17 protein-coding genes are annotated in these 16702 nt (G+C 64.6%); 8 read left to right on the forward strand and 9 right to left on the reverse strand.

Translation table 11 applies throughout. From position 1 onward, the window contains the following. Positions 1 to 29: 29 nt before the first annotated feature. From tldD to ACFQ24_RS15455, 4 genes are all read left to right on the forward strand, one after another. Positions 30 to 1472 (forward strand): metalloprotease TldD, encoded by a 1443-nt coding sequence (gene tldD / locus ACFQ24_RS15440; RefSeq protein WP_380912780.1) that lies wholly within the window; start codon positions 30 to 32, stop codon positions 1470 to 1472. 111 nt (positions 1473 to 1583) lie between these two features. After that, on the forward strand, positions 1584 to 2159 hold the full coding sequence (locus ACFQ24_RS15445; protein ID WP_380912782.1) for a DUF924 family protein: 576 nt from the start codon (positions 1584 to 1586) through the stop codon (positions 2157 to 2159). A 154-nt stretch (positions 2160 to 2313) separates the two neighbouring features. Next, positions 2314 to 2652 (forward strand): P-II family nitrogen regulator, encoded by a 339-nt coding sequence (locus ACFQ24_RS15450; protein WP_004209785.1) that lies wholly within the window; start codon positions 2314 to 2316, stop codon positions 2650 to 2652. 11 nt (positions 2653 to 2663) lie between these two features. Further along, entirely contained in the window at positions 2664 to 4103 is a 1440-nt protein-coding gene (locus ACFQ24_RS15455; protein WP_380912784.1) for an ammonium transporter, read from the forward strand. Positions 4104 to 4213: 110 nt separating this feature from the next. On the opposite strand, the gene ACFQ24_RS15460 is transcribed toward ACFQ24_RS15455, so the two are convergent. The 4 genes from ACFQ24_RS15460 to crtY all read right to left on the reverse strand — a co-directional run bounded on the left by ACFQ24_RS15460 (position 4214) and on the right by crtY (position 8453). Then, the gene (locus tag ACFQ24_RS15460; protein ID WP_380912940.1) at positions 4214 to 5110 is read right to left on the reverse strand and encodes a phytoene/squalene synthase family protein; all 897 of its coding nucleotides are present in this window, start codon (positions 5108 to 5110) and stop codon (positions 4214 to 4216) included. Positions 5111 to 5241: 131 nt separating this feature from the next. Continuing rightward, positions 5242 to 5823 (reverse strand): LOG family protein, encoded by a 582-nt coding sequence (locus ACFQ24_RS15465; RefSeq protein ID WP_380912786.1) that lies wholly within the window; start codon positions 5821 to 5823, stop codon positions 5242 to 5244. Beyond that, positions 5824 to 7311 (reverse strand): phytoene desaturase, encoded by a 1488-nt coding sequence (locus ACFQ24_RS15470; RefSeq protein WP_380912788.1) that lies wholly within the window; start codon positions 7309 to 7311, stop codon positions 5824 to 5826. Then, on the reverse strand, positions 7311 to 8453 hold the full coding sequence (gene crtY, locus ACFQ24_RS15475) for a lycopene beta-cyclase CrtY (RefSeq protein WP_380912790.1): 1143 nt from the start codon (positions 8451 to 8453) through the stop codon (positions 7311 to 7313). Before crtY ends, ACFQ24_RS15470 begins: the two co-directional genes overlap by 1 nt. 75 nt (positions 8454 to 8528) lie before the next feature. Between crtY and ACFQ24_RS15480 the strand changes: the two genes are divergently transcribed. Both ACFQ24_RS15480 and dmeF read left to right on the forward strand, forming a co-directional pair. Further along, a complete protein-coding gene (locus ACFQ24_RS15480) occupies positions 8529 to 8801 on the forward strand; it encodes a metal/formaldehyde-sensitive transcriptional repressor (RefSeq protein WP_380912792.1) in 273 nt (90 codons plus the stop codon). 5 nt (positions 8802 to 8806) lie between these two features. After that, on the forward strand, positions 8807 to 9784 hold the full coding sequence (gene dmeF / locus ACFQ24_RS15485) for a CDF family Co(II)/Ni(II) efflux transporter DmeF (protein ID WP_380912794.1): 978 nt from the start codon (positions 8807 to 8809) through the stop codon (positions 9782 to 9784). Positions 9785 to 9790: 6 nt separating this feature from the next. On the opposite strand, the gene ACFQ24_RS15490 is transcribed toward dmeF, so the two are convergent. The 4 genes from ACFQ24_RS15490 to ACFQ24_RS15505 form a co-directional block, all read right to left on the reverse strand. Further along, positions 9791 to 10381 carry a histidine phosphatase family protein gene (locus ACFQ24_RS15490; RefSeq protein ID WP_380912796.1) on the reverse strand — a complete coding sequence of 197 codons (591 nt, stop codon included), beginning with the start codon at positions 10379 to 10381 and terminating at the stop codon, positions 9791 to 9793. A gap of 5 nt (positions 10382 to 10386) precedes the next feature. Further along, on the reverse strand, positions 10387 to 11187 hold the full coding sequence (gene kdsB, locus ACFQ24_RS15495; protein WP_380912942.1) for a 3-deoxy-manno-octulosonate cytidylyltransferase: 801 nt from the start codon (positions 11185 to 11187) through the stop codon (positions 10387 to 10389). A gap of 5 nt (positions 11188 to 11192) precedes the next feature. Continuing rightward, positions 11193 to 12203: a KpsF/GutQ family sugar-phosphate isomerase gene (locus ACFQ24_RS15500; RefSeq protein WP_380912798.1), complete on the reverse strand. Its 1011-nt coding sequence runs from the start codon at positions 12201 to 12203 to the stop codon at positions 11193 to 11195. A 278-nt stretch (positions 12204 to 12481) separates the two neighbouring features. After that, the gene (locus tag ACFQ24_RS15505; RefSeq protein ID WP_380912800.1) at positions 12482 to 13483 is read right to left on the reverse strand and encodes an NAD-dependent epimerase/dehydratase family protein; all 1002 of its coding nucleotides are present in this window, start codon (positions 13481 to 13483) and stop codon (positions 12482 to 12484) included. Between the two features lie 149 nt (positions 13484 to 13632). On the opposite strand from ACFQ24_RS15505, the gene ACFQ24_RS15510 reads away from it, so the two are divergent. Further along, a complete protein-coding gene (locus ACFQ24_RS15510; protein WP_380912802.1) occupies positions 13633 to 14763 on the forward strand; it encodes a GNAT family N-acetyltransferase in 1131 nt (376 codons plus the stop codon). Beyond that, on the forward strand, positions 14760 to 15629 hold the full coding sequence (locus ACFQ24_RS15515; RefSeq protein WP_380912804.1) for a cupin-like domain-containing protein: 870 nt from the start codon (positions 14760 to 14762) through the stop codon (positions 15627 to 15629). Before ACFQ24_RS15510 ends, ACFQ24_RS15515 begins: the two co-directional genes overlap by 4 nt. On the opposite strand, the gene ACFQ24_RS15520 is transcribed toward ACFQ24_RS15515, so the two are convergent. Next, positions 15607 to 16674 carry a GNAT family N-acetyltransferase gene (locus ACFQ24_RS15520; protein ID WP_380912806.1) on the reverse strand — a complete coding sequence of 356 codons (1068 nt, stop codon included), beginning with the start codon at positions 16672 to 16674 and terminating at the stop codon, positions 15607 to 15609. The genes ACFQ24_RS15515 and ACFQ24_RS15520 overlap by 23 nt on opposite strands. Between the last annotated feature and the right edge of the window lie 28 nt (positions 16675 to 16702).

Below are 16702 nucleotides of genomic sequence, written 5' to 3' on the forward strand. Positions count from 1 at the left end.
TGAGCGAACGGCGCGCCTATATCGGGGACATGACCGATATCGCTCCCTTCTTTACCGACGCTCGCGGCCTTCTCTATCGCCCCGGCCTGCTGGACCCTGACACTGCTCGGCAATTGACCGGGCAGGCGCTGGCCTCGTGCGACGATGGTGAGCTTTATCTGCAATATCGGGCGAGCGAGAGCTTCGGCTTTGACGATGGACGGCTGAAAACCGCGGATTATTCGACCGACGCCGGTTTCGGCTTGCGCGGCGTGTCTGGTGAAATGACCGGCTTCGCCCACGCCAACGACATCAGCGAGGCCGCCATCCGAAAGGCGGCGCAGACGCTCACCCTGCTCGATCCCGCCAAGGGTCAACCTGCTCCCCCGCCGCAGCGGACGAACCGGCATCTCTATACCGACGCCAATCCGCTCGAGATCGTGCCCTTCGCCGAGAAGGTCTCACTATGCGCGGAGATCGACGCGGCCGCCCGCGCACGCGATCCGCACGTCGTGCAGGTGTCGGTCAGCCTGGCGGGCAGCTGGTCCGTTGTCGAGATCGTCCGGGCGGACGGCTTTACCGCAACCGACATCCGCCCGCTGGTGCGCCTGAACGTCTCGGTCATTCTGGAAGAGAACGGGCGTCGTGAAACGGGCGTATTCGGCGTTGGCGGCCGCTATCTCTACGACAAGGTCATGGACCCTGCGATCTGGAACCGCGCGATCGACGAAGCGCTGGCCCAGGCGCGGGTCAATATGCGATCGGTCGCGGCGCCCGCCGGCGAGATGACGGTGCTGCTTGGGCCCGGCTGGCCTGGCGTGCTTGTTCATGAGGCGATCGGGCATGGCCTGGAGGGTGACTTCAACCGCAAGGGGACCAGCGCCTTTTCCGGCCGGATCGGACAGCGGGTCGCCGCGCCGGGCGTCACCGTGGTGGACGACGGCAGCATCCTGGACCGGCGCGGCTCGCTTTCGATCGACGATGAAGGCACGCCGACGCAGGAGAATGTCCTGATCGAGGACGGCATATTGCGCGGCTATATGCAGGACCGACTGAACGCGCGCCTGATGGGCGTCGAACCCACCGGCAATGGGCGGCGCGAAAGCTATGCCCATGCCCCCATGCCGCGCATGACCAACACTTTCATCAAGGGCGGGCAGGATGATCCGGAGGAACTGCTGAGCCGCATGAAGTCCGGCATCTTCGCCAAGAGCTTCGGCGGCGGGCAGGTGGACATCGTGTCGGGCAAGTTCGTCTTCTCCTGCACCGAAGCGTATAAGGTGGAGAATGGCAAGCTGGGCGATCCCATCAAGGGCGCAACGCTAATCGGCGATGGCCCTACCGCGCTGACCAAGGTGATCGGCATCGGCAAGGATTGGGCACTGGATGAGGGCATCGGGATGTGCGGCAAGGGGGGACAGAGCGTACCCGCCGGCGTCGGCCAACCCACATTGCTCATGGAAGGGCTGACGGTGGGCGGCACGGCCGCCTGAATGCGCCTCCTGCCCCGGCGCGCTCCCGTTTAGGGGCACATGCCGCGACAGGTCGAGCCGATAGGATGGTCGATAGCGGGAACCGTCCTGCCGCTGCGTCATTGGATCATCATGAACATGTTGACCGACAGCCACGATGCCGTGACCGCGGACTGGGCCGCCGCCCTTCTGGATTTCTGGTTCAACGAAGTGGGCGAAGATGGCTGGTGGAGCCATGACGCTGCGCTGGACCGGACCTGCGCTGCGCGCTTTACCGACCTGTGGGAAAAAAAGCAGGCCGAGCCGGTGATATCCTTTCTGGGCCGGGCCGACGATGCCCTCGCGGCGGTGCTCCTGTTCGATCAACTCCCCCGAAATATGTTTCGGAACAGCGCGCGCGCATTTCAGACCGATGCCTTGGCGAGAGATGTTGCGCGGGGCGCGATCGCGCATGGCTACGACATCCAGATTGGCGGCGCAGGACGGCTGTTCTTCTACATGCCCTTCATGCACAGCGAATCGTTGGAAGATCAGGATCTGTCCCTCAGCCTGTTCGAAGGCGCGGGCGATCAAGAGTCGCTCGAATTCGCACGAAAGCATCATGCAACCATAAAGCGGTTTGGGCGTTTCCCCCATCGCAACACCATGCTCGGCCGCGTCAGCCGGCCTGAAGAGGCGGATGCTGTAACGGAAGGCGCACGCTGGTGATCGGGCTGCCTAAAAACTAAGCAGCTTTCGTTCATTGCCCATTTTTTCAGCGACGCGACGGGCGCACGCCTGGGCAACGGGCGCATTAACCCGTCTTTAGCAATTTGGCACGGCATTTGCTGATATGCCCCCGCACACCAATAAAGGGGGCGACATGAAACTTGTCATGGCTATCATCAAGCCGTTCAAGCTTGACGATGTCCGCGAGGCGCTGTCCTCGCTCGGCATCGCGGGAATGACGGTCAGCGAAGTGAAGGGCTTCGGTCGCCAGAAAGGCCAGACCGAAATTTATCGCGGCGCCGAATATTCCACCAATATGGTCCCGAAGATCAAGATCGAGGTCGTCTGCGACGACGATCTCGCGCCCCGCGTCGTGGAAGCGACGCAGGCGGCCGCCAATTCGGGCGCCATCGGCGATGGCAAGATCTTCGTCCTGGATGTGGGCCAAGCCGTGCGGATCCGCACCGGCGAGACCGGCGAAACCGCGCTGTAAAGGGGGAAATGATGAGCTTTTCCAAGATAATGTGCGGCATTGCGGGGGCGGCCGGCCTGTCCCTGCTCGCCGCGTCGCCGGCGCTCGCCGCCGCTGCGGGGCCGATCAAGGCTCCCGATGCCGCCGCCATGGCCGGCATGGTGAACAAGGGCGACGTCGCCTGGATGCTGGTTTCGGCCGCGCTGGTGCTGATGATGTCGGTTCCCGGCCTCGCCCTCTTCTACGGCGGCCTCGTCCGCACGAAGAACATGCTGAGCATCCTGATGCAGGTGTTCATGATCGTGTCGGTTGCCGGCCTGGTCTGGGCCTGCTGGGGCTACTCGATGGCCTTCACATCGACCAACTCGCCGCTGCCCTGGCTGGTCGGCGGGCTGGACAAGGCGTTCCTGATGAATGTCAGCAGCAGCACCTATGCCGCGACCTTCAGCAACAACATCTACCTGCCCGAACTGGTGTTCGTGGTGTTCCAGATGACGTTCGCCATGATCACGCCGGCCCTCATCGTCGGTGCTTTCGCCGAACGCGTGAAGTTCTCGGCGCTGATCGTCTTCGTGGTGCTGTGGCTGACCATCGTCTACTTCCCGATGGCCCACATGGTCTGGTATTGGGCTGGCCCGGACTTCCTGGCTGACGCACCGACTGACGCTGGTCTGCTCTGGGGCTGGGGCGCGCTCGACTTCGCCGGCGGCACCGTGGTCCACATCAACGCCGGTATCGCCGGCCTGGTGGGCGCGATCATCATTGGCAAGCGCATCGGCTATCCCAAGGAACCCATGGCCCCGCACTCGCTGACCATGACCATGATCGGCGCGAGCCTTCTGTGGGTTGGCTGGTTCGGTTTCAACGCGGGCTCCAACCTGGAAGCCAATGCCGTCACCGGCGTCGCCTTCATCAACACCATGCTCGCCACCTGCGCGGCGGCAGTCAGCTGGGCGCTCGTCGAGCAGTTCCATCACGGCAAGCCGTCGCTGCTGGGTGCAGTCACCGGCGCGGTCGCGGGCTTGGTCGCCATCACCCCGGCTGCTGGTCTCGGTGCGCCGATGACCTCGATCGTCCTCGGCCTCGTCGTCTCGCCGATCTGCTACATCTTCGTGGCGTTCGTTAAGGGCAAGGTCGGATATGACGACAGCCTGGACGTGTTCGGTGTCCACTGCGTCGGCGGCATCGTCGGCGCGATCGGCACCGGCATCGTCGCGGCACCGTCGCTCGGCGGTCAGGGCGTGTTCGACTACACCGTCTTCCCGGCCGGCTTCAACGCCGACAGCTACTCGATCGCGACCCAGGTCGTCACGCAGATCAAGGCCGTCGTCTTCACCCTCGTCTATTCGGGCGTGTTGAGCGCGATCCTCTATTTCGTGATCGACAAGACCATCGGTCTGCGTCCGAGCGCCGATGCCGAGCAGGAGGGCCTCGACCTCTCCAGCCACGGCGAGCGCGCCTACAACTACTGAGATAGGCAGGGCGGCCCGCCTTAGAGGGCCAAGGGCCGCCCGCCACACGATGTTCCTCCTGCGAACATGCCTTGGGGCCGATGCGAAAGTATCGGCCCTATATTTTGCGCTTAGCGGGGGCGGGTCCAGAGCGTCGCGGGTCGGGGCGATGCGGCAGGCCAGCGGCGCGCGCGGCCGATGATCTGAACGCCGGCACGGGCAACCCATGCCAATTTTTCGTGCTTCGGCGTGACAACTCTGTCGTCCCAAGCCGCCCCGCCACGCCGCGCGACTTCGCGCGCGATGTCGCCATAGATGCCGGCGGCTGCAAGCACTGCCCACGCAGCCCTGAGCGGCAGCGCGCCTGTGCCGTGCCGCGCGCTTTCCTCATAGGCTGCCGCCATGTCCGCCAGCTTCCGTCCCAACACAGTCAGGCGAGGTCGCGCTTCCGCGGTCATCAGGGTAGCGGGCGTCAAAGCCATCTTCGCAAGCCAGTCGGCGGGCAGATAGCAACGTTCCGCAGCCGCATCCTCGCCAATGTCCCGCGCGATGTTGGCAAGCTGGAACGCCAATCCCAGGTCGCAGGCCCGGTCGAGCGTCGCTTCATCGGCCGGATCGGCGCCCATCAGCACCGCCATCATACAGCCGACCGCTCCCGCCACATGATAGCAATAGCGCAGGAGGTCGCCCTCGCTCTGCGGCCGCCAGTCCGCCGCATCGAGCGCAAAGCCGTCGATCAGGTCATGCGCATAGCGGGCCGGGATCGCGCATTCCCGCATGACAAGACCGAAACCGTCAAAGGCAGGGTCGCCAGTCGGCTCCCCTCGCAGCGCCGCATCGGTATGGGCGCGCATGTCCGCGAGGCGGGCGGGGCCGTCAGTCACGCCCGACAGCACGCCGCCATGATCCTGCCCGTCGGCAATGTCGTCGCACTTGCGGCACCAGGCATAGAGCAGCCAGGCGCGTTCGCGGGTGGTCGGGTCGAACAGCTTCGACGCCATGGCAAAGCTCTTGGACCCGCGCGCGATGCTTTCGCGGGCGTGGGCAACGAGGGCGGCGCGGTCGTGGAGCGAGGCGGAGACGGAGACGGTGCCTTGGGCATAGCCCAACCCTTCGGCGACGGCGCGCGGCGCCGCCCCCGAAGGGTCGGGGCTATCGGTCAAAGCCGGTCCGCTTTCATCGCGAAGATGGTTTCATGCGGCTGATATGCCGCCATTGCGTCCAGCAGCGCCTCGATACCGTCCGCATGGATCAGGATGCCGGCATGCTGGGCCCGGATGAAGCCAGAGGCCACCATCTGCCGATTGAAGCCAATCAGCTGGTCATAGAAGCCCCGGATGTTGAGCAGCCCGACCGGCTTGTTGTGATAACCAAGCTGCGCCCAACTGATCGCTTCCCACAATTCGTCCATCGTGCCGACGCCGCCCGGCAAGGTGACGAAACCGTCCGACAGGTCAGTGAACATCTGCTTGCGCTGATGCATCGTCTGCACGACGTGCAGCTCCGTGCAGCCCTTGTGCGCCACTTCCGCGCCCACCAGCGCTTCGGGAATGACACCGATCACCTCGCCGCCCGCCTCCAGCGCCGCGTCCGCCACCGCGCCCATCAGGCCCAGCCGCCCGCCGCCATAGACGACGCCGATCCCCCGCTGCGCCAAAGCGCGGCCGACATGCCGGGCCGCGTCGATATAGGTGAGGTCGGCCGGCGTCGCCGAACCGCAATAAACCGCCAGTCTCTTCATTTATATCCTGCCCAGATCGTCCAGCATCAGCGCCGCCGTCGCCTTGGCGCTCCCCACTACGCCGGGGATGCCCGCGCCGGGATGGGTGCCGGCCCCTACCAGATAGAGGTTGGGAATGACATCATCGCGATTATGCGCGCGGAACCAGGCGCTTTGGGTCAGCAAGGGTTCAAGGCTGAAGGCGCTGCCCTGGTGCGCGGCAAGGTCTCGACCGAAATCGCGGGGGGTGTAGTGGAACCGCGTGACGATGCGCGATCGAATGTCCGGTATCAGGCGATGCTGGATTTCATCCAGGATGCGCTCTGCATAGGCCGCGCCGAACTGGTCCCAGTCGATCGGCAGCTTGCCCATGTGCGGCACAGGAGCCAGCGCATAGAATGTGGAGTACCCATCCGGCGCCATCGACGGATCGGTGACGGTGGGATGATGCAGATAAAGCGAGAAATCCTGCGGCAGCACGCCATGGTCATAAATGTCCGTCAGCAACCCTTCATAGCGGGGACCGAACAGGATCATATGATGCGGGATGCCGGGCCAGCTGCCCTTGATGCCGAAATGCAGCACGAACAGGCTGGGCGACCAGCGCTTGGCGGCGAGCTTCTCGCCCTGCTTTTCTCCGCGTGGATGATGGCCGAGCAGGTCGCGATAGCTGTGCATCAGGTCGGCGTTCGACGCGATGGCGTCTGCCTCCCCCCGCCAGCCCGAGGCGGTGTGGACGGCCGTCGCCTTGTCGCCATAGGTCTCGATCCGTGTAACGGCGTCTCCCAGGCGCAACGTGCCGCCCAGCCGCTCGAAATGCGTCGCCATGCCCTGCACCAGACGATTGGTGCCGCCCTTCGCGAACCACACGCCGCCGTCCTTTTCCAGCTTGTGGATGAGGGCGTAGATCGTGCTGGTCTTCATGGGGTTGCCGCCGACGAGCAGCGTGTGGAAGCTCAGCGCCTCGCGCAGCTTCTCGCTCTTCACGAAGGAGGACACCATCGAATAGACGGAGCGCCACGCCTGATGCTTCGCCAGCGCAGGGGCCGCCCGGACCATCGACGCAAAGTCCAGGAAGGCGACATGGCCGAGCTTGCGATAGCCTTCCTCATAGACGGCGGCGGAATAGTCGAGAAACCGTTCATAGCCGGCGACGTCGGCCGGATCGAGCTTCGCGATCTCTGCGCGAAGCTGCGCCTCGTTATTCGAATAGTCGAAATTCGTGCCGTCGCGCCAGTTGAGCCGGTAGAAGGGCGACACCGGCATCAGCGTCACGTCCTGCGCCATGTCATGGCCCGACAGCCGCCACAGTTCCGCGAGGCAATCGGGATCAGTGACTACGGTCGGCCCCGCGTCGAAGGTGAAGCCGTCCTTTTCCCACATATAGGCGCGACCGCCGGGGCGATCCCGCGCTTCGACCAGGGTGGTGGCTATGCCGGCCGACTGGAGCCGGATGGCGAGCGCCAGGCCGCCAAAGCCTGCACCAATGACGATCGCTGTCCTGTTCATCAGGCGGGCGGGTTCCACAATGTTCGCATGGCGCTCCTTATGGGGACAGGCGGCTTGCCGCACAAGATGCGCAAACGATCAGCCGCGGTCGATCGTCCGGCGTAGAAGCGCTGGATGAGGAAAGGGTCGAGCCGATAGAAGCGTTCGAAAATGCGCCAGCGCTGGTCGGGCACCGCCGCGCCGAACAGCATCCGGCCAAGCATCCTGTAATAGCCGCCCTTCCGCCATTGCGCCTTCGCATAGGCCCGCGTGGCGGAGGCCAAGCCATCAAGCGGCTGATCCGCGAGCCAGAGCGCGAAGCGGGCGGCATCGGGCAGGGAATAGCCGGTCATAGGCTGAAACAGGCCCGCCTTTACCCCGGCGCGCGCAACCGAGTCATGCTCGGGCCAGTATCGGTCAAAGTCTCCGCCATGGACTACCGGCAGCACGCCCTGCTCCCGATGAACGACGCTCCCCCGCCATCCCCTCTCTTCCGCATAGGCTGCAATCCTGCGGCCTATGGCGGCGACATCCAGGTCGGGCGAGTCGCTATAATAGGTATCTTCGATGAAGATTGTCCGGTCGTCCCACGGCAGCAGGTAGACGAAGCGATATCCGTCGATCTGATCCACCGTGGCATCCATGATGACCGGCCGATCCATCCCATGCGGTTCGGCGCAACGTACGCTATGGCCCACGAACTTTTGCCAGCCGCAGCGCAGGGCGCCCAGATCCCCTGCCCCTCGCGCATCGATGACCGCAGCGGCGGCAATATGGCGGCCATCCGCGAGCTGAACATGACTCGATGACATGTCGGTCACGCGCGCATTGGTCAGCAGCCTTTCGCCCAGCTTGCACCTTAATGAGACAGCGAAGTGGACAGCCGTCACGCTGTTGTAAGGCGTGCCCAATCGCCGGCTGTGACCGGGAAAATGGACGGCGTGCCCCTGCGGCCAGCGATGGGCGACCAGCGGGTCGACGAGCCAGCGATGCGCCTCCGCCACGTCGCCATCGAAGAAGGACCAGATGTGATTGCCGCCCGGCTCCTCGCCCTGCTCGATCAGAAGCAGCCGCACCTCCGGCCGGAGCGCCGCAAAGGCGAGCGCGATCAGGCCGCCTGAGAGGCCGCCGCCGATGATCGCCAGATCGCATTCCAAATCCATGCCATGGTGGTAGGCCGGTGGAGGTCCGCGATCCACCCTTGTCTTTGAATCACATATAGTATAGGGGGGTATATTATGCACATTGTGGCGGACAGGGACAAATTGCTCGCGCGGGTTCGGCGCATCGCCGGTCAGGTCGCGGCTGTCGAACGACAGCTGTCGGGCGACGCTGGTTGTTCGGAAACATTGCAGCTTGTCGCCTCGGTCCGCGGGGCGGTGGGCAGCCTGATGGAAGAGTTGATCGAACAGCATATGCGCGAGCATGTCGCCAGGCCCGGACTGTCCGACGACGCGAGAGCAGCGGCCAGCGAAGAGATGCTGGCGCTGATCCGCCGCTACGGGAAATGAAGGCGATGCACGACCCGCATCATTCCCATGGACATCACCACGATCATGGGCATGACCATGGTCATCCCGAGCACCATGATCATAGGTCGGCGGCCGCGGCCTTTGCGGAAGAAAGCCACTATTTCGACCATATCTACCTGGCCGAAGGTCATGACCAGAATGAAAAGCGGACCCTCTGGGTCGTGTGGCTGACAGCGGCCACCATGGTCATCGAGATCGTCTTCGGCTGGCTCAGCGGGTCGATGGCGCTGCTGGCGGACGGCTTTCACATGGCGACCCATGCCGGCGCACTGGCCGTGGCGGCGGCGGCCTATCGCTTTGCCCGACGCCATGCCCGGAACCCCCGCTACACCTTCGGCACCGGCAAGGTCGGCGACCTAGCCGGTTTTGCGTCCGCGCTGCTGCTCGCGCTGACCGCCATCTTCATCGCGGTCGAATCGGGCATCCGGCTGTTTCAGCCGGTCCAGGTCGCGTTCGGGGAAGCCACGCTGGTCGCCGTCGTCGGCCTGGTCATCAACATCGCCAGCGCCTTCCTGCTGGGCCACGGCCACAGCCATGATGACGGGCATGGCCACATCCACGCGGACAACAACCTGCGCGCGGCCTATATCCATGTCCTGACCGACGCCCTGACATCCGTGCTCGCGATCGGCGCCTTGCTTGCGGGGCGTTATCTGGACTGGTGGTGGATGGACCCGGCGGTCGGCCTGCTGGGGGCTGCGGTCATCGCCCGCTGGTCGTGGGGGCTGATGAAGGACACCGCATCCATCCTGCTCGACACCGCCGAACCTGTATTGACGGCGGCCGTGCGGCGCGAGGTGGAGACGCAGGGCGCTGTCATCCGCGACCTGCATGTGTGGCGCATAGGGCCACATGCGCATGCCGCGATCATCAGCCTCGCGCCCGGAGCGGACGGCCCAGCCGTGCGCGCCCGCATCAGCGCCCTGCCCCGGATGGAACATGTGACGGTGGAATGCGGCTGACGCCCCTTAAGGTCGCACGTCCCAACGGATCAGGCTGACCTGCCCTGCATCATCCACCGCAAGCTCGCCGAACGCACCCGTTCGCAGCTTCAGCGCACCCAGCGGGAGGCCCGCCGCGACCAAGGCGAAGCGGGCCGCGCCGTTGCTGGTGACGAGCAGGTCGATCCCCTCGCCGCCTTCCGCAAAGAAGGTGCGCCATGCCTGTATCCGCGCATCGACATCGACGATCCAGCCGTCCGGCGGAATGGCATGTTCGTCCCAGCGGGTCAGCGCCTCCGCGCCGATCCTGGCAAGGACGGCGACTTCGGGTTGATCCTCGTCCGGCCCATGGTCGATCTCGCTTAGCCAGTCGCATGTGCCGGCGCGCTCGATACCAACAGCCGCCGCGATAGATTGCGCCGTTTGCCGCGCCCGCTGCAACGGACTGGACAGGATCCGCCGCACCGGCAGTTGCCCCTGCGCGAACCATTGGCCGAGTTGCTCCGCCTGGGTCCGGCCCGACTCCACCAAAGGAATGTCGGTGCGCACTCCGACCCGCCGCGCTTGCTCGCCGCGGGCGAAGGTGTTGCCGTGGCGGATGATGAACAGTCGGCGCATTGTCGTTACAGGTTGGGCGTGGGGTCGCCATGGGTGGCGATGAGGGCCTCCACACGCGCGATATCCGCTTCCGTGTCGATCCCGCTACTGTCGAACAACGGCGGGTCGACCGCCACCGTCGTCACGGGAATCCCCAACTCCAGCAAGCGAAGCTGTTCTAGCCCCTCCAGTTTTTCCAGGCTGGTCGGCGGCGACGCCTCGAAGCGCCGAAGCGCATCGAGGGCATAGCCATAGAGGCCCACATGCCGCCAGATGGGCGAGCGCGGCAGACTGGCACGCAAGGCGTCCTCGTCGCGAATTGCTGGGATGATCGTCTTGGAAAACCAGAGCGCGCGGCCGTCAGGCGAGCGAGCGCATGTCGTTCCGCTGAAGGGCGATCGCGTCTTGTGGTCGCGCAGCGCATCAAGCGCCGCCCAATCCAGTCCGATGACCGGGGTAGCGACCTCCGCGCCGGCCTGCAACGCGGCGATGACCGCATCGAGCGCGCCCCTGGGCTGAAAGGGCGAATCCCCCTGAAGGTTGACGACGAAACGGGGCAGGAGAGACTGCGACAGGGCTGCGGCCAATGCGCGGCCGGAGCCCGTCGCAATGGCGCTTTCGGTCATGATCGCGGTACAGCCGACCGCCCCGGCATGATCCGCGATTTCCCTGTCGTCGGTCGCCACGACGAGCGCGACGTCGGTTCGTGCATCGATGGCGGAGCGCGCCATGGCGATGGTGCGATGAAGCAGCGTCCGCCCGGCAATAAGGCGAAGCGGCTTGCGCGGCAGGCGGGACGATCCCGCCCGCGCGGGAATGACGACCAGAACGCTCAGGCAACCCCGGCGTGCAGCAGATCATGCATATGCACGGCCCCGACGAGCTTGCCATTGTCGCACACGAAGAGGAGCATGATGTTCTTTTCATGCATCAGGCGAAGCGCCTCCGACGCCAGTTCTTCAGGGCCAATGGCCAAAGGCGCGGCGGTCATGAAACGTCCTACGGATTCGGTCAGATTCTGCTTGCCGGTGACGGTCCGGCGCAAGTCGCCATCGGTAAAGGCCCCTATGAGACGGCCATTCCGGTCGACCACCGCCGTCCCCCCAAGCCGCGCCCGGGTCATTTCGATCGTGGCGTCCAGCAGCGAGGCATCTTCCCTGACGCTCGGAACGTCGCTTCCTGCGGCCATGAGTTCACGCACCTTGACAAGCTGCGCGCCCAGACGGCCGTTGGGATGGAATTTGTGGAAATCGTCGGCCGAAAAGCCGCGCATTTCCATCAGCGCAATCGCCAGCGCATCGCCAAAGGCCATTTGCACGGTCGTCGATGTGGTGGGCGCGAGCGCGTTGGGGCAAGCTTCCTCCACGTCCGGCATCAGCATGCACATGTCGGCGGCGAGCGCCACCGTGCTCTGTTCGCGCGCGGTCATCGCCGCCAAAGGGATGGCGAACCGCTTGCAATATTGAATGATGGGGCCAAGCTCCGTCGACTCTCCCGAGTGCGACAGCATCAGCACGACATCGTCAGGCGTGATCATGCCCAGGTCGCCATGACCCGCGTCGGCCGGGTGCAGGAAGATCGCCGGCGTGCCCGTAGAGGTCAAAGTAGCGGTCATCTTGCGAGCGACGATGCCGCTCTTGCCGATGCCGGTGACGATCACGCGGCCCCGAACGTTCATTATGACGCCGACGACGCGCAGGAAGGTGGCCGAAAATTCCCGGTCGGCGAATCTCGATTCCAGCGCGTTCAGTCCTGAAGCAGCGATGGAAAGGCTGCGGCAGGCGCTTTCAACGATATGTCCGCCATTGCCAAATGGGATGATCTTCGAAGCTGATATCGACACGCGTTTGCCCTTTTTTCCGCATGCGCGACCGGGACACGGTCGTTCAGCGGCGACGGCCATCGGTTGCGATGCGCCGTCTCTCCTCGTTCCGCGACCCCCCTGGCCAACTCACCCCAGCTGGCCTGACGAACGACTTACGCGCTTTCAGACACTTATGGCAATCCATTTTGCATGCGCGAGATGACAATATGGCTAGAGCGTTGCATTTGCGCCGCTCTTCGTCGCCAGCCCGAGGGATGAGGGCGATGAACGGAATGATGTGACGGGACGTGCCGAGATCATCCGAGACGGTGATAGGATCGATACCAGTCCACGAATTTCGGCACGCCTGTCTCGATCCCTGTGGTGGGCGCGAAGCCGATATCACGGGCGATGGCGCTGATGTCCGCATAGGTGGCGTGAACGTCGCCGGGCTGGATTGGCTGGAAGTCGATCTCCGCCTTTCGACCCAGAGCCTCCTCCAGAACCGCGATCAGGTGCATCAGCTCTTCAGGCCGGTTATTGCCGATATTGTAGAGCCGATGCGGCGCGCGGCTCCCGCCGGCCTTCACCGCGCCATCGTCCGCTGGCGGATGTTCCAGACAACCAAGCACGCCGGCGACGATGTCGTCGATATAGGTGAAGTCGCGCTGCATCCGGCCGTGGTTGAACACGGGGATCGGTTGCCCGGCGAGAATCTTCGACGTGAAGATCCACATCGCCATGTCGGGCCGCCCCCAGGGACCATAGACGGTGAAGAAGCGAAGGCCCGTCATCGGAATGCGGAAAAGATGCGCATAGGTCTCGCTCATCAACTCGTCCGCCCGCTTGGTCGCCGCATAGAGGGACACCGGGTGATCGGCGCGATCCTCGACGCGGAAGGGAAGCGTGTCGTTACCCCCATAGACGGAGGAGGATGAGGCATAGACCAGATGCCGAACCCGGCGCTCGCGCGCCAGTTCCAGGATGTTGACATGCCCCGCAAGGTTCGAGCGCACATAGGCGTGCGGATTGACCAGCGAATAGCGCACCCCTGCCTGCGCCCCCAGATGGACCACCGATTCGATGACCTGATCGGCGAGCGCCGCCTGCAACGCGCCCATGTCGGCAAAGTCGATTTCGTGAAAGGTGAACAGCCGCCCATGCGCCGCCTGTAGCGCGGCAATCCGGTCGCGCTTGAGCGAAACCGGATAATAGTCGTTCATATTGTCGATGCCGATGACGGCGAAGCCCTGGGCGAGAAGCTGGTCGGCGACATGCATGCCTATGAAGCCCGCCACGCCGGTTACCAATATGGTCACGCTCTTCTTCTCCCCGTTGGATCGCAGCGGATGTCGACATGCCGTTCGGCGATAGCATAGCGGATGAAGCGCCGCACCGGCCATATGACAGCATCGTGGACCGGCGACTTAGCTTTTCCCTAATCTTTGTCGGCTAGAAGGCGGCCCCTATGGACATGGCCGCCCATCCTTCGCTTTCCGTGCCGTCTGCCGCGCGTTTAAACGGTCAAGGCGCATGGCAGGAGCTTGCTCGGAATGTCGCCGAGCCCAACGCCTTCTATGCTCCTGATCTGTTGATCGCGGCTCTCGACCACCTGGCGGACGACCGTCACGTGAGGGTGATCGAGGTGAAGGAGCGGGATCAGGTGATCGGGCTGCTGCCGGTCGTTCTGTCGCCCCGCCATGGCCGATTGCCGATCGGCTGCGTCGCCAACTGGATGCATGATCATTGTTTCTTTGGCGCGCCGATCCTGCGGCGCGGCCATGAGGCAGCCGCATGGCGCGGCTTTTTCCGTGAACTCGACGCGGCGGGCTGGGCCAATGGCTTCCTCCATCTGGAGGGCCTCGACGCCGCGGGCGCGAACGCCGCCGCGATCGAGGCGGTATGCGTCGAACAGGGGCGTCGCTGGCGCGAAATCCACCGCTACGAGCGGGCAATGCTCCGGTCGGACCTCAGCGCCGATGCCTATTGGGAAACGCAGGTCCGGTCCAAGAAGCGGAAGGAATTGCGCCGCCTGCAGAAGCGGCTGGGCGAACTCGGAACGGTCGTGACGCGCCGGCTGGGCGATCACGCTGAACTGACTGCGTGGTGCGATGAATTTCTGGCGCTTGAGGCCTCCGGCTGGAAGGGCAAACAGGGCACGGCCCTCGCCAACCGGCCCGAACACAGCGCCTTTTTCCGTGCGGCCTGCGCTGCTGCCTTTGCGTCCGGCAATCTGCACATGCTGCGCATCGACCTGGACGAACGGCCGATCGCCATGCTGGTCAATTTCCGGCAGGGATCCGGCGCCTTTTCCTTCAAGATCGCCTTCGACGAGGCGCTCGGCCGCTTCTCCCCCGGCGTACTGATCGAGATCGCGAATCTCCATGACGTGCAGGATGACCCGGATATCGTGTGGATGGACAGTTGCGCCGCCGCCGACCATCCGATGATCGACAGCCTTTGGGCGGAACGGCGCACGATCGTCCAATATCGCGTCGCCCTGCATGGCCGCGGCACCGCGCGGTTGCGGCGCAATGCCGCATTGTCCGCCGCGAACGGGCTTGAGGCTGTCTCTCGCCTGCTGAAAGGAAAGGCATGACCGTTCATCGCCCCATCGCCGCCGACAGCGGCGCGATTTTCCCCCCGCAGGCGATTGCCGACTTCGGCGCTGCCTATCCAGATCGCCCCGCCAGCCTATCCCACAATATGGCGGGGCATCCGCTGCTGACGCTGGATGCGCTCGCGGCGCTGGCCGAACGGATGCCGGCCACGTCCGTGGAATATAATCTCGGCAAGCTGCCGCTGGGCGTGCAGCCGGAAGACACGCCTTCCAATGGACTGACCCTGGGCGAGACAATCCGCACCATCGAAAGCAACGGCAGTTGGGCGGTGCTCAAGAATGTGGAGCGCGACGACGCCTATGGCGCTCTGCTCGATGGCGCGCTCGCGGAACTGGCGTCGACCGTGCAGGACAGAACCGGCCCGATGCTGCATCGGGAGGCCTTCATCTTCCTGTCATCGCCCGGCAGCGTGACCCCGTTCCACATGGACCCGGAACATAATATCCTGCTCCAGATCATGGGCGTGAAGACCATGACCGTCTTCCCCGCTCGTGACGAGGATTTGGTCCCGGCGCAGAAAAGCGAGGATTTCCACGGTGGCGGCCACCGCAATCTCGTCTGGCAGGATGGGTTCAAGGCAAGAGGGACGGCCTTCAGGCTGGAGGCGGGGGACGCCATCCATGTGCCGGTGAAAGCGCCCCATTTTGTCGAGAATGGCCCGACCGTGTCGGTCAGCCTGTCTGTGACATGGCGGTCGGAACGAAGCGTCGCGGAAGGCGAATTGCACAGCTTCAACGCGCTTCTGCGCAAGCGGGGGCTGCCAACCGGGAGAGTCAGCGAACGGCCCGAACGGCAGGGCCTTCGCCGCTTCGCCTACCGCATCATGCGAAAGCTGGGCGCCTGAGCAGGCGGCGCAGGAGCGCCTCCAGTTCCAGGCGAGGGCTGAACCGCTCGATCAGCCACCACTCCAGCTGCTCCTCGCAGGTGGAGAGGCTCTGCTTGTACCGGTCCTTGCCGGCGAGAAGCGAGTAGCGCGAAAGGCCCCTGCCGGCATAATGGTCGACGGCGGCGGCATGACAGAGCAGGCCGGGTTTGTCCTTTGCGGAGCGAGGCCCGGCGAAGGCGGACTGATAGTTCATCGCAATCCCGTCCTGGACGAAATTGAGCAACAGGCCAACGGTGCCGCCGGCATCCTGCAGGCGAAGCAGTTCCACCTCCCCGGTCGCAAGGCCGCAAGCGGCGAGCGTCGCGACGAAGCCGCGAAAGGCGGCGTCGTCCCAGGCATTGTCGGCGTGACGCCCCGCGTTGAGGGCCGCCATGTCCGCCAGCCACGGTTCGATCTCATCCAGGGTGGCGACAGTCACATGGGGCAGGCGGCCGCCATGATCCTTCGTCGCGCGGCGTATCTGGCTGCGTGTATTGGCGCTGAGCAGCGAGAGATAATCGCCGTCGGCAGCCCGCACCGCATCGAGATCGATCTGATAGACGGGAGAGACGTCGACGCGGACCCGGCGGCGGGCGGGTAATCGCACAAGCGGCGAACCGGGCACCACGCCACTAAGTCTCAAGGCGCGCCAGTCACGACGACGCGCAAAGGCCGCAAGGACCGCATGAGCGGCTTCCTCTTCCCTGCCCTTAGCCGCCAAGAGGCCGTTATATTCGATATAGGGCCGGTCCGCCGCTGCGTCGCCCGACTGGTTGAGGCTGAGGGTCGCAGCCCGTCCCAGCAACCGAGGCATCATGGCGTGTCCCAGCAGCGCCAGCGCGACATCCTCCCCGCGCTCGTCCGTCACGGCGATCAATTCCGGCGTTACCGGGTAGCTGTCCAGCCATGCGCCAATCCACGTCCAGCGCAGGAAGAAGGAGGCGTCGGACTGCGCCTCCAACGCTTGCCAACGCCGGGCCAGGCTGCTGCGATCGGGCTGGACGAATGTGGCGGCGAGAGGCATCGCGCTCCTTGTGGCAGAGCGGGACGGC

Origin of the sequence: Sphingobium olei, from assembly GCF_042678845.1 — a bacterium.
GTDB classification, from domain to species: domain Bacteria; phylum Pseudomonadota; class Alphaproteobacteria; order Sphingomonadales; family Sphingomonadaceae; genus Sphingobium; species Sphingobium olei.

What these genes read in the sequence shown, in the direction of transcription:
- tldD (WP_380912780.1), top strand. Translation starts at nt 30, where the DNA reads ATGACCGATATCGCTCCCTTCTTTACCGACGCTCGCGGCCTTCTCTAT.
- ACFQ24_RS15445 (WP_380912782.1), top strand. Translation starts at nt 1,584, where the DNA reads ATGAACATGTTGACCGACAGCCACGATGCCGTGACCGCGGACTGGGCC.
- ACFQ24_RS15450 (WP_004209785.1), top strand. Translation starts at nt 2,314, where the DNA reads ATGAAACTTGTCATGGCTATCATCAAGCCGTTCAAGCTTGACGATGTC.
- ACFQ24_RS15455 (WP_380912784.1), top strand. Translation starts at nt 2,664, where the DNA reads ATGAGCTTTTCCAAGATAATGTGCGGCATTGCGGGGGCGGCCGGCCTG.
- ACFQ24_RS15465 (WP_380912786.1), bottom strand. Translation starts at nt 5,823, where the DNA reads ATGAAGAGACTGGCGGTTTATTGCGGTTCGGCGACGCCGGCCGACCTC.
- ACFQ24_RS15470 (WP_380912788.1), bottom strand. Translation starts at nt 7,311, where the DNA reads ATGAACAGGACAGCGATCGTCATTGGTGCAGGCTTTGGCGGCCTGGCG.
- crtY (WP_380912790.1), bottom strand. Translation starts at nt 8,453, where the DNA reads ATGGATTTGGAATGCGATCTGGCGATCATCGGCGGCGGCCTCTCAGGC.
- ACFQ24_RS15480 (WP_380912792.1), top strand. Translation starts at nt 8,529, where the DNA reads ATGCACATTGTGGCGGACAGGGACAAATTGCTCGCGCGGGTTCGGCGC.
- dmeF (WP_380912794.1), top strand. Translation starts at nt 8,807, where the DNA reads ATGCACGACCCGCATCATTCCCATGGACATCACCACGATCATGGGCAT.
- ACFQ24_RS15490 (WP_380912796.1), bottom strand. Translation starts at nt 10,381, where the DNA reads ATGCGCCGACTGTTCATCATCCGCCACGGCAACACCTTCGCCCGCGGC.
- ACFQ24_RS15510 (WP_380912802.1), top strand. Translation starts at nt 13,633, where the DNA reads ATGGACATGGCCGCCCATCCTTCGCTTTCCGTGCCGTCTGCCGCGCGT.
- ACFQ24_RS15515 (WP_380912804.1), top strand. Translation starts at nt 14,760, where the DNA reads ATGACCGTTCATCGCCCCATCGCCGCCGACAGCGGCGCGATTTTCCCC.
- ACFQ24_RS15520 (WP_380912806.1), bottom strand. Translation starts at nt 16,674, where the DNA reads ATGCCTCTCGCCGCCACATTCGTCCAGCCCGATCGCAGCAGCCTGGCC.